We start from the raw sequence: 15,158 nt of genomic DNA, 5'->3' as shown, positions 1-15,158 counted from the left end.
GGCGGCTGGATGGATTTAAGAAGGATTCACTTCTCGAACAGGATGACGTTTCAGTCGTTCTGGACTTAACAATTCCTCGATGTCCAAAATGATCACGAGGTTGGCATCCACTTTTGCGAACCCCGCGATGTCATGGCTTCCGGCGACCGTCATGGTTTCAGGGACCGGCTGAATGCTCTGCTCTGGAATCCGAATCACATGCGAAACCGCATCGACCGTACATCCCATGGTCCGTTGCCCCACATTGACGACGATGGTGCGTGTATCGCTGTCTGCCTGTTTGGATGGCAAGCCGAGAAGTTTGCGGAGGTTAATGATCGGAATAATCTCGCCACGCAAATTCCGGACGCCCTCCACATAATCGGCGACTTGCGGTGTTTCGGTGACTTGGTCAGGCATCACGATTTCTTGAATCTGTTCGATTCGAAAAGCGTATTGCTGGCCGTCGATTTCAAAACCAACGAACTGAGACGTCTGTTTCCCGCCAGAAATTGCGTCGGATGGCAACGAATCAGATGGTAAGTTCTGAACCATGATTGTCGTAGAAAGGTAGAAAAGGGATTCAATCGGTCCAGGTTGGCAGGACTGCTCAATAGTAGTCTATTTGGCAGAGTGGACGGATACAACGAACGAACCCCAGAAAGGTCAGCCTTACCATTTACCCAGAACGGCTTGTAAGGATCACAAAATTTTCAGAGGGAATTTGGAAGATCAAGGGGGGAAATGACCGTATTGCTGCACTAACGCGACCGTGCGAGAGGCTGGTTTCCATCACTCGCACTCGGGAATCGTCCTCTGAATCGACCTGATGGTGGCCTGCTTCCGTAGGTCCGATTATTACCGCTCTGGAATGATTTTGATCGATTTGACGCGGAAGCGGCGAAGCTCCACCGGAAGTGCTAGGCATTTAGGGACAACCGTACAGGTTGCGTTTCACCTGCGTTCGAATGCCAACGGACGTTTCAACCCTTGGTATCGTTGACGCGGTTGAAGCGTTTGCAAAGGAATTTTAGGGTACGGCGGGAGAGAGATTTATTGCGGACGACCTGAGTCATCTGTGCAGATCGCGTGCGTCAAAAAGCTCGCCACGACATAGGCCTTCAACGAAGCGATTTGTAGGCTTTCTCTGTCGCCAGCTGAGGCTTTGAAAGAGAGTTCCCATGGGCTGATTGCGATGATGCTGACTTAGAAAATTTGCCAAGCTTTTGAATCGAGTTCCTTCTCTAGTTCGGCATCCTCGGCTCGGGCGAGCAAGTCGTAGTAGGCGTAGGGGTATTTGAAGACGTGACCGATCCCAAGACTTTTGTCGCCACGTTGTTGCCAGTATTTCGATTCGTCGGGCCGCAGCTGGCTTGGTGAATGGTCTTTGATTTTGCGATCGCCGGGCTGCGGACCTTTCCGCGTGACAGTGACGTATTTCCGAAATGCGGTTCGGCAGCTTTCCGCCCACTCAACATCTCCCATAGCGGCCAGTTCGACGAGAGCTTGCCCGAACGTCAGCATGTGGCCAGCGAAACCTTGACCGAATCCTTGAAAGCGGTCGATCGAGTGACTTGCTTCTTTCAGGATAAACTTGGATGCCGCCTTTGAATCAGAGAACGGCGGTGGGGAAACATCCTCGGAGGGATCGATATCGCGCCACGGTTTGATTTGATCGATCAGATCACACACTCCTGTGACCCGTTCCTCGGTCGCAAGTGCAGGCACCATCCGGAATGCCTTGATCGCGTGCATTGCAAAGATCACGTCATGACCGACTTCACGTAGGACGGTTCCCCCTTTGGCGAGCGTTTCACCGACGCGTTTCACTGCGTCGTCGATGGGATCCGATTCCGGGTAGGCCGCGCAGAGCGGACTCGATGCCCAGTTCAAATCAAACAGTTCGATGATTCGATTGGTCGTCGCGTCGCCTAGTTGGTTGTCGACGCACATCAAATGCGCCGAGATCATCGACGCACCGCGATGGCCGTTGGCGAAGTAGCTTCGTTCATGAGCTCGCGAGAGAGCATTTAGTCCTTGTTCGACCAAACGTTTTTCGGACAAGCTGGGAACTTCGGCGACGGCAAATCGATCCAGATGAGCGGTCGCGGCTGCCAGCCCTGCAGTGCTGGCCAACGCAAATTGTCTGCGGTTGATCATGATTGGCTTGCCGGAAAACGAATGACGATGGAGGTAGCAAGGGCGATCGACAAATTGCCGGCGCACTACAGTTTACCAGTTCAGCGGACCCGTAACGCAGAATCGGACGAATCCGCAAACCGATCTGGCGTTGTGTTTTCGCGGGGCGCGTGAACTGACAGGCATTTAAGTAAAAGCCTGTCGGTGTAAACGTGTAGCAACGTTTCTCAGAGACGAGGCTGCAGTGTCGCCTTTCGCTCGGGACGTGAATTTTATAAGTGACGATTGATAGCGTGGACCCTTCGGCCCCGCATGCTGCCCAACGAGTTCCGTTTGCGGGCTTACCCCGGCGGAAACAAACAGGAGCAACCTGCCCTGAAATCGTCACTTGTTCTGTTCACGTTCCCCTGCGAAAGAATTCTCATAATCGATACTTTGGCGGACGGCCGTTCGCTTAGCGGTTAACGGCGTTTCGCATGAATGGATAGACCGCATCGAGGAGCGAGTTGCCGTTGACCTTGGCGTTCCAAGCGGAATGGCCAAAACCTTCCAGCCGAAAATGCTCGATCTTGCTTTGATAGTTCTTCAGCAAGTCTTCGGCATGCGAATAGGGTACGAGTGTGTCTTCGGTTCCGTGGATGATCAGTAATGGCGCGTCATTGGAATCGAATCGATTTTGACCGTCATATTCTTCCAGCAATTCAAGCAACAGCCCCGATCCCCAATGACTGACAACCGCACTGACTTGAGACGACTGATCGAGGTGCGTCGCTTGCAGCAGTTTGTTTTCGGCAGCGTTTGAAAGGAGTTCGTCGCGAAAGTCTGCTTCATCGGAAGCGCCCAGGGCGACCCCGATGTAACCACCGGCGGAGGGACCGTAAACGACAATCGAATCATCGTCGATTCGATACGAGGCTGCGTTGGCACGGATCCAGCGGATGGCTGCTTTTGCGTCTCTTGCTGCGGCATAGGTGGGACGGTTTTTCAGCCATCCGTCTGGTGCGATGGCTCGATCGCCGTGGAGGCGATAGTTGATTGAGAAACAAACCCAGCCGCGCTCCGCGAAATAGTTTCCTGCACGAACCATGGACCTCATCAACGAATCACCCGTCCAGAAGCCGCCGGAATGAACCAGCAAGACAACCGGACGATTCTGCGTTGTGTCTTCGTCGGGTTCATAGACATCAAGCGTAAGATTCCTCGGATAGAAACGTTTCGGGTCGGTGGGGTGATAGATCATGCCCTGAGCGTAAGGTAACCCGTGAGTCACCTTCACTTGATACGTCGGTTTGTCAAAAATCCCACCGCTTGGTTCAGAGGCCCCGGATGACGCTTGTGCGGTCGTTGTCTGAGCCTGTGCCGTCGCGATGAAACCGCAAGCGGAGACGGCGAACGCGAGAATTAAAATGCATTTTTGGTAGGCCGCTGTCGCTATCACGTTGGAACCTCTATCCCGTCAAGTGTTTATTGCAAATCGGTTTTTATCTCGACCTGCTTTGGGGGTGGTTAGTTGTTTTCGGAAACGCCGCTCGGTGGGTCGAACAATGGCTGCGGGAAATCAGGCTCGACGGTTCGGTTTGCTCGGTAACGGGTCTCCAGTCGCTGAATGATTTCAGGGTGGGAGGTTGCCACGTTGGTTGATTCGCTGCGGTCGTTTGCCAAGTTGTATAGTTCCCACTTCTTCGGGGATTTCGTTTTCACGTCCCGGCGAACGGCTTTCCAGTCGCCATCGCGAATCGCGATAATGCCGCCGTATCCGGCAAATTCCCAAACCAAGGGTTCGTCGCGTTGCGGAGTCCCCTCCCCTTTCAGTTCTGGCGTCAGATCGATTCCATCGAGTTGTTGATTCACGGGAAGTTTCGCACCACCGATTTTCGCTAACGTGGGAAACCAATCGGGCATATAAGATACCATTTCGGATGTGGAACCTGGCTTCACTTGGCCCGGCCAACGCACGATGCAGGGCATTCGCAGGCCACCCTCGTAACAGCTTCCTTTGAAACCTTTCAGGCCACCACTAGAAGCGAAGAATTTGGTTGCGGCGCCTCCTACTTCCCAGCGATCGTCGTTACGTGGGTGTGTGGGGCCATTGTCTGACGTAAAGATCACGATCGTGTTTTCGCTCAGCCCATGTTGGTCAAGTCGATCGAGGATCGTGCCGACATGCTCGTCCAAGTCGGAAATCATCGCTGCGTAAGCGGCACGTGGACGCGGATGAGGCAGATAGCCGTTCTGGCCCCGGTAGGCACCGTGTTCCTCATCCCATTCCTGTGGATATTGATCGATCCATTCTTGGGGTGGCTGTAGGGAAACGTGAGGTTCAATGAATGGGAGGTATAGGAAGAAGGGCCCCTCTTTGTTTTTATCAAGCCACTCGACCGCTTCTTCTAAAATTCGATCGGGAGCGTATACCTGGCCTCGGTAGTCGTCAGCCTTCACTTCGCCTTCTGGCTTCCTTAAATGGCCTGGAACCGGTGGGTCGTTAAGCGTCACCTCTTCCGCGTCACTGTTTAAGTAAGGCGGATAGTAGCTGTGAGCATTGCGTTGACTCAGGTATCCATAAAACCGATCAAAACCTTGTCGATTGGGGGATCCGCTTGATTCCGCGTTGCCGAGGCCCCATTTGCCAAACGCTCCGGTTGCATAGCCCGCATCTTTGAGCGATTCGGCGATCGTGACGATGCCATCGGTAATCGGCCACTCGCCGGGAAACTGTCGCTTATTTACCGCTTTGCGATTGCTACGGATTTCGGCGTGTCCCAAATGTTGACCCGTCATCAATGTGCATCGCGCCGGAGCACATACGGGGGCCCCCGTGTAATGCTGCATCCAACGCATCCCTTGGCTAGCAAGTCGGTCAAGATTCGGAGTTCGGATCTTCGTCTGACCGTAGCACCCAAGTTCGCCATAGCCCAAGTCGTCGGCGAGAATGAAGACGATGTTTGGTTGCTCCGCGTCCGCATCGCCCGACTGGAGCAAAAACGTCACCCCAACGATCGCAATCACCACCGCCTGGAGAATCCTCGTTTGCGGACGGACAGGTTCTAGCTGGTTGAAGTCATGACGCATTGATTTAGATCCCGAAAGGTTCTGAATGGTGGGGACGCGATTGTATTGGAAGGGGGCGGCACGCCGTTGAGAGCCTACAGACAGCATTGTACTCGCCAGTGAAAAGAGGTTGTTTAGGAGGACACGAGTGGATCACCAACTTGATTTTGCCAGTCGCGAAGTTTGGTCTGTAGGTCCTCCAGAACCGCAGCGTGGGAAGGGGCGTCTGCTACGTTTTTTAACTCAAATGGATCGTTTTGTAAGTCAAACAGCTGCCACTTATCGATCTGCGGATAATGAATTAACTTCCAACGATCACCACGAATCATGCGTTGGAAATTGCGGAAGTATCCAAAGACGTATTCGTGAATCTGGTCCTGTTCGCCTCTCATAACGGGGACCATGCTACGTCCGTCAATCGGCAGCGGCTTTCCCGCACTGGCAGGAGCGTCCGGCACCGGGATGCCCACCAGGTCGCAGACCGTGGGATAGACGTCGCGTAAGTACATCTGGGCATTGAAGCGTTGATTTGCGGGAATGCCAGGGCCGCTGATCAACATCGGAACGTTCATCGTGTGTTCGTACATGTTCTGCTTACCACGCAGCCCGTGGCTTCCCATCGCTAGTCCGTGATCGCTGGTGAAAATCACGATTGTGTTATCGCGTTCGCCGCTGTCGTCTAGTGCTTTCAAGATGCGACCGATTTGTTGATCGAGGTGCGAAATGACGGCGTAATAAACTGCCAGGTCTTCGCGGACGTCTTTTTCGGTTCGAGGCGAAGGCAGCAGCAATTCGTCGCGTGAGTCACGATTGCCGTGATCAAACGGGTGGCTTGTCCGAAAATTTGTCGGCAATGGCATCGACGATGGGTCATAAGTATTTTCGAAGCCGGGCGGCAGCAGCAGCGGATCATGTGGCGCCGTAAAGTTCACATGCATGAAAAACGGCTTTTGGTGTGGTGTCTTGATTTGTTTGATAGAAGCGTCTGCAAACTTTTTGCTGATGTCGCTTGTCAAACCAACTCCACGATCTGGATACTTTTCCTTGCCATCGCTGGACTGAAAAATCCAGCCGGTGTAGCCCGTCATCGGACGACCGTGCGCATCGACTTGGTTCGGTTTCATCCATTTCGCACCACCGCCCGAAAATAGACCGACGGTCGTTTGGTAGCCGTAATCGCTTGGTCGGCCTTTGTTGTGCCACTTGCCGACGTACGACGTTTGATAGCCTCCACGTTGCATCGTTTCCGCAAAAGAGACAAAACCGGGTGGTTGTTTGCCGCCAAAATCCAGCACACCGGTGCGGAACCCACTGCATCCGCTGAGGATTTCACCACGGCTAGGCGTACAGATCGGGTTTGCGCAAACGGCTCGCGTGAACAGACTGCTCCGCCGAACCAAGGAATCCAGATTCGGAGTTTGGATTACATCATTCCCAAGGGCCGCGATCGTGTCCGGTCGCTGGTCATCGGAAACGATTAGCAGAACGTTTGGAATTGGCTGTGCTGCGTCGACCGTACTGCCGATGATTGGCGACGCACCGATCACGAACAGGACCACAGTGAATCGCAGCATCGAGACGAAAGTTGGTGGCACCTGTCGCTCCGTGAAAATTGCGTTTTTAGATTTGTTCCTGGAGCGAAAGGCGACGCTAAAAATCCGTTCGATGGTTAGCAGGTTTCGCATGGTGTGATTCGCTGGAGGGCGGTCGTCCGTAAAGTTTACGAAGACGGCAAAGCCGTTTTCTGCTTGATGCCGTCAGCTATTTTTGTAACCACTCGCTAGCGGAAGCTGTCTGTTCTTCGGCATCGCCGGTGAAAGTTACCAGACCATCGGCTTGGGGAGCCAGCTTATACGCGGTGGATACAGCTGCAGGATGTGAACCTTCGCCGGCAAGCCAGAGCGGGCGTGGAGCGTTCAGGGCGAGCATGCCGGGCAGGTCCAGGTATTTTGCGCCGCCCGGCAAGAACATCGGATCGCGGTAGTCCAGTACTTTGCCAAAGCGAAAGCCTTGAGTATCGATCGCGCTCCGGTCAATCGCGTCGCCCGCCAGTCCGCCTGCCGCCGCAACGATGGGGCCGGTCTGATGCCAACCGGCAACCGCCACACTTTTCAGTTCGGAACTTGGGCAAGGTCCTGATTCCGTGTGACGCAGGAAACGGACGATGCTTAACACATCGTGAGTGCGTTGAGCAAACAACGCATGGTTATAGCCAAACGTGTAACCGGCAAATTCGCGAGGATTCGCCACGACGCGAGTCTGTTTGACGACTTGGTCCCCCTGTTGGAACAGATCGGCTCCCAGCACGGCGACGCCCGCTTGAACCAGTTTCTGTACCGCGCCATTTAGGGTGCCGTCTTCTCGACATACGGCGCCACTACCCGCCTCATCCAGCCAGATGACGACGCGGCCGTTCCACTGCTTCGGCGTAATCCAGACGACGTTCACTCTTTCGCCATAGGTGTTGTTGACCAGCGTTCCGAATTGTTTGACATGGTCATCGCGTTCCTGCTGTTCAGTGAGGACCCATTTCACGTCCCCTGCATTTGCGTACGTGCGACCGATCAGCACTTCCAACGCCGGACGGATCACGTCTCGCAGCCCTTCGGGCGTCGCTGCGGCAGCGGTGAGTTGTTGCTGAGCATCTTCGGTAATCCCGTTCAGCAATTTGCGTTCGAAATCGGGGTCGGCGGCTTTGGGGGCGGGATGCTTAGCGTTCCAGACGGTCAACTGTTCGGCGGGAAGGGGATCGAAATCGGTCTCGATCACGGGGGCCTTGGCACCCAGCTTGAAATGTTTGTTGAGGAACGTGTAGAACGCCGAGCGAGTCACCGCATTGTAATTGTGTGGAAAGTGTTCGCCTCGTTCGAGAAAAACGTTATCCGGCTTTCCGTAGGTGGCGTACAACTGCTGTAGATCGGGGAAGCCTTTCGTAGCCATCTCCTTAGTCCAGTCGTTTGCGGTGTTCATCCCTTGCGGCATGGGGGCCGCCAGGGCAGCGAATTCGACATTGCCCGTATTGACGCGTAGCAGGCTTGCGTTCTCGCATGTGCAACCACCCTGCATCGCGGTGCTGACCATGACGACGGGAAATGAAAGTTTGATGCGGTCGTCGATCGCCGCCAAAATCATCGTTTGAGTTCCGCCGCCACTTGCACCGGTGACGGCGACACGCTGCGGATCGACCTCCGGCAGACTGAGCAAAAAGTCCAGCCCGCGTACGGCGTTCAGCGTTTGCAGCCCCATCACACTTTGGCAATGCGATTCGGCCTGCGGACTGAACAGCCCCCAATCCTTCGTCGTGTTCATCTCCGGTCGCTGCTTTGCAAAGCCATGGACAAGCTCACGTGACAGTTGAATGGAATCGGAATCGCCCAGCATGTCCCACTGCCAAACCACGCAGCCCATCTTGGCCAGTTGGCGACATAGCGACTGGTACGTGCTGCGTCCTGCGTCTTCAAATCGCTCGGCACCGTCGGCGATCTGGCCTCGCAGCTTGGGCTCGGGTGTTTGTTGCAAACGTGCATCCTTGCGATGGCCATGGGCGAGCATGACGCCGGGCACCCTGCCCTTGATATTGGTTGGACGGTACAAATTGCCCGTGACGAAGAAACCGGGGGCGCTTTCGAAATAGACCTTTTCGACGGAGTATCCGTCTCCTTCGATCTTGCCGTGGAGCACCGCATTCAGTGGTGTTTTGGTCGGCATCGGCCAAAGACCGGTCGCTACGAGGATCTGCCGCCGCACGTATTCCTTGCGTGGTTCCCATTGGTCGATCGTGGCAGGGGGACTAAATGGGAAATAGCCATCCAGATCCTTTAACGGCTGGTGGCGGACGTCCTCGGCGGAAGTCGTCATGGTGACGCTCAGAAGGACAAATAACGCGATGAAATATTTCATGGTTGTATATTCCCGACCATTGAATGCCGTTTGCGGAAACCGGTGCCGGAGCCACGCTGCGGTTCTTTCCGCTTGTTTCTTTCGGGCAACCGACGAATCGCGTTTCAGCCTACGTTGGCTCAACCTGCAATGCAATCTTTTCCAGGCGGGGCCGGATGTTTTCGCTACAATCCATTTCTGCGGTCGCCAGCAAATTGGAAATAGGGCACCTATTACTAAAATTCTCAGCTATGGAGTCTTCTTGATGAACCATTCCACCTCGCGACGTTCTTTTTTACAGGCGGTAAGTCTTGGTGCGGCTGCGGTCGGTGCACAGGGTGCGGCGTACGCCCAGGAAAAAGGAAAGACGATCGAGGGCTTCGAGGAAGCGCCGATTGACCCGAACGCTTCGAAAGCTTGGCAGCCCGTTTCGGACCGCAAGATTCGTGTCGGCATCGTTGGGTATGGCGTCTGTCGCTTCGGTGCGTCGTTCAGCTTTCAGGATCACCCGAATGTTGAAGTCGTGGCAGTCAGCGATCTGTTTCCTGCGCGCTGTGCTCAGTTGGCCAAGATATGTCGCTGCGAGAAGACATATCCGTCGTTAGAAGAAATGGTGAAGGACGACAGCATCGAAGCGATCTTCGTTGCCACCGACGCGCCTAGTCACGCCCGGCATTGCATGGAGGTATTGCGACATGGTAAGCACGTGGCGACCGCGGTGCCGGCCGTGTATGGATCGCTGGAAGACGCCGAGGAATTATTTGAAGTTGTAAAATCCTCGGACCGCAAATACATGATGTTCGAAACTTCGTATTTTCACGAAGATCTGTACGCGATGCGTGCGATCTATCAGGCAGGCGGATTGGGCAAGCTGCTCTACTCCGAGGGAGAATATTATCACGACTCGGTCGAGCTGATCGATTCGTACAAGGGCTGGCGAATCGGGATGCCGCCGCAGTGGTATGGGACGCATTCAAACGCGTATCACACGGGCGTTACCGGTGGCAGTTTCACGGAGGTCACCTGCCTGGGGACGCCCAGCGCGAAAGAATTGCTGCAACCGGCCAACAATGCATACAAGAATCCGTTCGGCACCGAGATCGCGTTGTTCCGCACCAGCGAAGGAGGCATGGCGCGGATGGCGGTCAGCTGGGACACGCCCGGCGTAAGCGGTGTCAAGGGCCGTATTCGAGGGACGAAGGGGACTTACTACGGCGAATACAACGGGCATGAAAAAAATCTGCCCGCTGTGACTCGGCCTATTCTGCCACCCGGCGTTCGACCCGGAGGCCACGACGGTTCCCACGGACAATTAACGCACGAGTTCGTCAACGCGATCCTCGAAGACCGCAAGCCAGTGGTCGATATCGCTCAGTCGCTGAATCTAACGGTCGCCGGAATCGTAGCGCATCAGTCGGCGTTGAAAGATGGCGAGACGTTGAAGATACCGCAGTACAAAATTTAGGGCGCGCTAAACATTCTTAGCGGAACGGCGCAAGCCGTCCGGTCGCGGCCACAGACACCCCAAGTATTGCCGGTCGGCTCGTGCCGATCCGCTAACAAACCCCCGCCCAGAAGATGCCAACTCCACGGCTCCGGACCGACGCTGGCGAAGCGACTTCTAATTCTTGTAGAATGCCGTCATCGATTTAACTTCATTCAGAGTTTTAAGGCTGAACATGATGTTGCGAATTATTCTCTTGTCGAGTCTGACATTTTGTCTGGCGTCGAGCGCGGTTTCTGCGGAGTCTGGCAAAGCTCCGATTTCATTGCATCCCGACAACCCGCATTACTTCCAGTGGCGTGGAAAGCCGACCATTCTGGTGACGTCGGGGGAACACTATGGAGCTTTGCTGAATCAAGACTTTGACTACGTGAAGTACTTTGATGAACTGAAGGCGCATGGTCTGAACCATACGCGAGTTTTCGCGGGCACCTATCGTGAGAACGCTTATGCGTTTGGGATTACCGATAACCCTCTCGCTCCGAAGCCGGGACGTTATCTCAGTCCGTGGGCGCGAAGCGGTGAACCGGGTTACGCTGGGGGTGGTCCTAAGTTCGATTTGACCAAATGGGATTCGGCCTGGTTTGAACGAGCGAAGGATTTGTTGCAGCAGGCGAGTGATCGCGGCATCGTGGTGGAACTGACTCTGTTTTGCCCGATGTACAACGATAAGCTGTGGGAGATTTGCCCGATGAATGCCGCCAACAACGTTAACGGCATCGGAGCGGTGGCAAGAGAAGAAGTCTACACGCTGAAACACCGTGACCTGCTGGACATTCAGATCGCGACCACCCGAAAAATTGTGCAGGAACTGAAAGAGTTCGACAATCTGTACTACGAAGTCTGCAACGAACCGTATATCGGTGGCTTCGGAATGGAATGGCAGCATCGCATCGTTGACGAAATTGTTGAAGCGGAGAAAAAATTCTCGCACCGTCATTTGATTTCCCTGAACATCGCCAACGGTCGCAAGAAAATTGAACAGCCTCATCCGGCCGTTTCGATCTTCAATTTTCACTACTGCGTACCACCCGATACGGTCGCGATGAACTATGGTCTGAACAAAGTGATCGGTGAAAACGAAACCGGTTTCCGAGGTTCCGCTGACGTGTTGTATCGCACGGAAGCGTGGGATTTTCTCCTGGCTGGTGGAGCGTTGTACAACAACCTTGATTACTCCTTTACCGCGAAACATCCCGCTGGCACTCTTCGAGACTACAAGTCGCCCGGCGGCGGCAGCGTTGAGCTGCGGCAACAGCTGGGAATTCTCAAACGTTTTCTTGATGGCTTTGATTTCACCCGCATGAAGCCGGATCAATCGGTCGTGCGCGCTCTTCAGCCGAAGCTCACGACCTACACGCTTGCGGAAACGGGCAAAGCGTACGCTATGTATTTTCACGTCCCGCTTCCCAGAAAATCCAAGGATCTCCCATCGCTTCTTGCGGACGACATCGAAGCCGTAGCGACGATTAACCTGCCTGCGGGAAAATGGCAGGCAGAATGGCTGGACACAAAATCTGGAAAGGTCGCGAACCAGGAATCGTTTCAGCACAAAGGTGGTGACAGAGAATTCAAATCGCCGAAGTTCTCCAACGACATCGCACTACGGCTGCTAAGGCAAAATTAGCCGTGATCTGTTTTTCCGAAGGTTTCTAATTCTGTCGCCAGCTATCTGGCATCTGCGAACTCAGAGAGCCGTCCAATACCGGACGCTTTGAGTAAAACAGGCCAATGCTTGTAGCGACACAATCGCGTTGTTCCCGCTAATACACTGGCGGTTGCGTGACTGAAATTTCAGTGACAGCATCCGGGGAATGATGGTCTGAACCGTGCACGTGGGACCGGTCTCCATCGCCGGTCGTGTTCAGAAGTTTGAATCATCGTTACTGTTCCTTGGAACGAGGGCTTTGGGAAACAAAACCGAAACCGAAATCGAAAACGCAGTGCAGTAAGAGCTGCTAAGATGTAGCACCCGCAAGCAACTGTTGGACCCTCGATGTTCGCTTGAAAGGGGTGGTATGTTGGCTTAATGTTTAAGGCTTCTGATTTCTTCCGATCTTCGCTCCCCACCTTGATATGAACAAACCCTCCATCAATCGCCGTCAATTCATCGCCAGCCAATCGGCCCTTGCCCTCGCGGCCTATGGAAGCTCCTCTTGGGCTGCGGACGCCGCCGCACCTTCGATTCCCGTTCGCACGATTACGCGGGGACCGAAGCACCATTGGTTTGGCTATTACGACAAACTTCAATTTGACCCGACCAATCGCTACGTGTTGGGGATGCAGGTCGATTTTGAGCATCGTTCGCCGACCGCCGACGACACGATCAAGATTGGGATGGTCGATCTTCAAGATGATGACCGTTGGATCGAACTAGGGGAAAGTAAGGCTTGGGGTTGGCAGCAAGGCTGCATGTTGCAGTGGTTGCCCGGTTCCGATTCCGAAATCATTTGGAATGACCGGGTCGAAGACCGGTATGTGGCCCGGGTTATGGATGTTCACACGCGGAAAACACGGATCATTCCGCACGCGATTTACACCGTCAGCCCCAATGGAAAGGAAGCTCTTGGCGCCGATTTTGCCCGTATCAACGACGTACGACCTGGCTACGGCTATGTCGGTCTTCCCGACCCCAATGCCGATGACTTGGCTCCGATCGATTCCGGAATCGTCCGTATCGACCTAACCACCGGCGACGTGAAAACCATTCTTTCGATTGCGGACGTGGCCCGTACTGGGGCCATTCCGAACGAACAATTTGGCATCAAACACTATTTCAATCACCTTCTCTACAACCCCGATGGCTCGCGGTTTGTTGTCCTGCACCGCTGGCGTTACCCCAGTGGATCCCGGTTGACGCGAATCGTTACCGCAACCCCGGACGGTGACGATGTGCGTATCGTTTGCGACAACGGTTACGCATCGCATTTCATCTGGCGCGACAACGACCACCTGTTGTCTCAGTCTCGTAAGTTTGATGGTTACGATGGCTGGGGGAATTTCCTCTTTGAAGATGTCGATGGAGGGGGGGATGTTCGCCAAATCGGTCGAGGCGTGCTCGACAGCGGCGGACACCTCAGCTATCTGCCTGGCAATAAGTGGATCCTTAATGACACTTATCCGAAAGGCAAAGAGCGGATGCAGACTCCGCATCTTTACGAAATTTCTTCGGGACGTCGCATCGATCTCGGGCACTTTCACCTTCCGCCAAAATACACCGGTGAATGGCGTGTCGACACGCACCCACGTCTATCGAACGATGGGAAAATGGTTTGCATCGATTCGCCTTACAAAGATCAAGGACGCCAGTTGCATTTGATCGATATCGAAGGTTTGATTTAGAACCGGTACACAATCGAGTGCCGCCTTGCTATTTGCTAGCGCGAATCGCAGGCGAGTATTTATTACTCGGATTGAGTCGGTCCATCATGGCTCCATTGCCTTCCAGTCAAGCGAAAACGGAATCGTCCGGTTCGCGTTGTCGCTGGACGCAAGCGACTACATAAAGGTCTGCTACTACCGGTGCTTTTTGCTATTTGCTTTTTCTTGCTCTACTGATGTAGCTCTTCCGAGATAGCAGCAAAGAATTCGATCATCCTAAGAAAAAAAATCGGAGCGTAAGCCATGCTCACGCCCCGATGTATCAACTGGATCGCTGCGAAATGGATTAACGCAGCATTTCTAGATCGCTATTTAGCGGCAATTGCCACTTGCGCAGCTAGCACCGGTTCGCATTACGGGAGTGGAAACATGGGTCACTCCGCTGGTTGGGTAGCTATTAACCGTGTTGCAAGAGCCGTTGCTACAGCTGCTAGCGGAATAGACAGGTGTGCTGGAATAAGTGGTTCCGCAGGTGCTGCTTGGTTGGCGATAGCGAGTCACCGATCGGCGGGATGCCGAGTGGCAACGTCGATTGCTCGAGCAGCCGGAGGAGACGCTGTGCGGATAGGAGTGACTGACAGTGGTACCGGCGGGATAACTGTGCTGCGTTACCGGGTGACTGTACTGGGCCGTTGCGGGCGAACTGTAAGTCACCGTCTGAGCACTGCCGCCAACGCAATTGGTACAGGTGCTACCGACAGCCATTTGTGCCTGAGCGACCGATGACAGGGAAAGACCACAGGCGACGGTGAACGCCATGGCAAGAGAGCGTGACAGGAAACGGTGTGAGTGAATGTTCAAAAACATTAAGGGGGTTCCACGCAGAGAAATGGGGGGACGTGACTGAGGACAATCCTTCGTATTCACGTATGACGGTTTCAATGAGCGTCCGCCGTCCTCGTCCGCCATGGTGCCGCCGGATAATCCGGAAAATCCGAAAAATCGGAAAAAGCAGGTGTCGCCGATCTGCCATCGTTGCGGCTTGCGAAAAGGTGTCACAAGCAAAGTCGCGAACGTTCTTCCGGGGGGGGGAGCACGTGGCAGCAGTGTCGCCTATCGCTCGGAACGTGAAATTTATAGGTGAAGGGTTTGCAGCAGCTGACGAATCTACATGGGGCCGAGTGAACACTAAGCCCGGAGGGGGGCAGATACTTGCCGTCGGCGCAAGTCGCCGGAGTAGAGATCGCGAAAAGGAAAGCCCAGCGGGCGACAGACCTAATCTTGTCTG

10 protein-coding genes are annotated in these 15,158 nt (G+C 54.3%); 3 read left to right on the top strand and 7 right to left on the bottom strand.

Annotated features, from left to right (window positions below):
- Positions 1–15: 15 nt before the first annotated feature.
- The 6 genes from FF011L_RS15800 to FF011L_RS15775 all read right to left on the bottom strand — a co-directional run bounded on the left by FF011L_RS15800 (position 16) and on the right by FF011L_RS15775 (position 9,066).
- A complete protein-coding gene (locus FF011L_RS15800) occupies positions 16–534 on the bottom strand; it encodes a chemotaxis protein CheW (protein WP_145352604.1) in 519 nt (172 codons plus the stop codon).
- A gap of 651 nt (positions 535–1,185) precedes the next feature.
- Positions 1,186–2,139 (bottom strand): hypothetical protein, encoded by a 954-nt coding sequence (locus FF011L_RS15795; RefSeq protein ID WP_246109441.1) that lies wholly within the window; start codon positions 2,137–2,139, stop codon positions 1,186–1,188.
- A gap of 433 nt (positions 2,140–2,572) precedes the next feature.
- Complete coding sequence (locus FF011L_RS15790) at positions 2,573–3,556, bottom strand: alpha/beta hydrolase (protein WP_145352603.1); 984 nt, start codon at positions 3,554–3,556, stop codon at positions 2,573–2,575.
- Between the two features lie 68 nt (positions 3,557–3,624).
- Entirely contained in the window at positions 3,625–5,187 is a 1,563-nt protein-coding gene (locus FF011L_RS15785) for an arylsulfatase (RefSeq protein ID WP_145352602.1), read from the bottom strand.
- A gap of 113 nt (positions 5,188–5,300) precedes the next feature.
- Positions 5,301–6,761 (bottom strand): sulfatase-like hydrolase/transferase, encoded by a 1,461-nt coding sequence (locus tag FF011L_RS15780; protein ID WP_218932661.1) that lies wholly within the window; start codon positions 6,759–6,761, stop codon positions 5,301–5,303.
- Between the two features lie 166 nt (positions 6,762–6,927).
- Positions 6,928–9,066, bottom strand: a complete 2,139-nt coding sequence (locus FF011L_RS15775) for an alpha/beta hydrolase family protein (protein WP_145352600.1) — start codon at positions 9,064–9,066, stop codon at positions 6,928–6,930.
- Between the two features lie 244 nt (positions 9,067–9,310).
- Here FF011L_RS15775 and FF011L_RS15770 point away from each other — a divergent pair, with 244 nt between their 5' ends.
- The 3 genes from FF011L_RS15770 to FF011L_RS15760 all read left to right on the top strand — a co-directional run bounded on the left by FF011L_RS15770 (position 9,311) and on the right by FF011L_RS15760 (position 13,891).
- Entirely contained in the window at positions 9,311–10,510 is a 1,200-nt protein-coding gene (locus tag FF011L_RS15770) for a Gfo/Idh/MocA family protein (RefSeq protein ID WP_145352599.1), read from the top strand.
- A 217-nt stretch (positions 10,511–10,727) separates the two neighbouring features.
- Complete coding sequence (locus tag FF011L_RS15765) at positions 10,728–12,176, top strand: cellulase family glycosylhydrolase (RefSeq protein WP_145352598.1); 1,449 nt, start codon at positions 10,728–10,730, stop codon at positions 12,174–12,176.
- A 449-nt stretch (positions 12,177–12,625) separates the two neighbouring features.
- Positions 12,626–13,891, top strand: a complete 1,266-nt coding sequence (locus tag FF011L_RS15760; RefSeq protein ID WP_145352597.1) for a hypothetical protein — start codon at positions 12,626–12,628, stop codon at positions 13,889–13,891.
- 351 nt (positions 13,892–14,242) lie between these two features.
- On the opposite strand, the gene FF011L_RS15755 is transcribed toward FF011L_RS15760, so the two are convergent.
- Complete coding sequence (locus FF011L_RS15755; RefSeq protein WP_145352596.1) at positions 14,243–14,737, bottom strand: hypothetical protein; 495 nt, start codon at positions 14,735–14,737, stop codon at positions 14,243–14,245.
- Between the last annotated feature and the right edge of the window lie 421 nt (positions 14,738–15,158).

The organism is Roseimaritima multifibrata (assembly GCF_007741495.1).
In the GTDB taxonomy this organism is placed as follows: domain Bacteria; phylum Planctomycetota; class Planctomycetia; order Pirellulales; family Pirellulaceae; genus Roseimaritima; species Roseimaritima multifibrata.
Note: the sequence above shows the minus strand (reverse complement) of the source record. Positions and strands in the feature narration are given on the sequence as shown.

What these genes read in the sequence shown, in the direction of transcription:
- FF011L_RS15760 (WP_145352597.1), top strand. Translation starts at nt 12,626, where the DNA reads ATGAACAAACCCTCCATCAATCGCCGTCAATTCATCGCCAGCCAATCG.
- FF011L_RS15795 (WP_246109441.1), bottom strand. Translation starts at nt 2,139, where the DNA reads ATGATCAACCGCAGACAATTTGCGTTGGCCAGCACTGCAGGGCTGGCA.
- FF011L_RS15800 (WP_145352604.1), bottom strand. Translation starts at nt 534, where the DNA reads ATGGTTCAGAACTTACCATCTGATTCGTTGCCATCCGACGCAATTTCT.
- FF011L_RS15765 (WP_145352598.1), top strand. Translation starts at nt 10,728, where the DNA reads ATGTTGCGAATTATTCTCTTGTCGAGTCTGACATTTTGTCTGGCGTCG.
- FF011L_RS15755 (WP_145352596.1), bottom strand. Translation starts at nt 14,737, where the DNA reads ATGTTTTTGAACATTCACTCACACCGTTTCCTGTCACGCTCTCTTGCC.
- FF011L_RS15770 (WP_145352599.1), top strand. Translation starts at nt 9,311, where the DNA reads ATGAACCATTCCACCTCGCGACGTTCTTTTTTACAGGCGGTAAGTCTT.
- FF011L_RS15775 (WP_145352600.1), bottom strand. Translation starts at nt 9,066, where the DNA reads ATGAAATATTTCATCGCGTTATTTGTCCTTCTGAGCGTCACCATGACG.
- FF011L_RS15785 (WP_145352602.1), bottom strand. Translation starts at nt 5,187, where the DNA reads ATGCGTCATGACTTCAACCAGCTAGAACCTGTCCGTCCGCAAACGAGG.